Source organism: Paenibacillus nuruki, from assembly GCF_001721045.1.
GTDB lineage: Bacteria > Bacillota > Bacilli > Paenibacillales > Paenibacillaceae > Saccharibacillus > Saccharibacillus nuruki.
Map to the genome: position 1 here is coordinate 1 of NZ_MDER01000020.1, position 681 is coordinate 681.

At 32.2% G+C, this 681-nt stretch carries 1 protein-coding gene; it reads left to right on the forward strand.

The features are described from left to right. Nucleotides 1-105: 105 nt before the first annotated feature. Complete coding sequence (locus tag PTI45_RS01530) at nt 106-375, forward strand: hypothetical protein (protein WP_069325786.1); 270 nt, start codon at nt 106-108, stop codon at nt 373-375. The last annotated feature ends 306 nt before the right edge of the window (nt 376-681 follow it).

Sequence of the window (681 nt, forward strand, 5' to 3'; positions counted from 1 at the left end):
GGATAGTGACGAGATGTTTAAAACGGTTGGCAGTTTCTTAGCGGATGCTGTTCCTATTTTGGGAACGGTAAAGGTGTACAGGAAGTCTTTACAGGAACAGATTAAGTGACAGGTCAAGAACTTTCTGTAGGAGACCGATTGGCTAAAGGAGATTTTACAAAGATGGTTCATATAAATAAAAGTGAAGGTGATAATATGGAACTTAGATCATATAAATATTTATGGGAGACTAATGAATATTTTCTAGAAAAAATGAGCGAAGGTTATTTGATTATTCATAAAAAGAATAATACTGTGCTCCTTATAGAAGATGATGGCTTATACGATAAAATCATAGAGCAGATGTTTAAAGCTAAATGTGAAATTAGAGATTGATTCATAAGCGACTATTGATTTAGATCGCCAGTGACGACTTAAAAATAAGAAATATTAGTAATCTCAATCAAAAGTAATTCTTTGTTCTAAGCCTTTCAAGGTTACACATAGAATCATAAAAAGGAGTGAACTCATTGAACAATAATGATTTGAAAAAATCTACATTTATACTTAGACTCGACCACAAGTATTTCAGAAATGAGAACATTTGTTTAGGAGGACAACTTGTTGAAATAATCAATTGTATTAAAGAGGAAACTTCGGATCTTGTTTGGTTTACATTCGATGTAGTTGGTAGTAGCAATC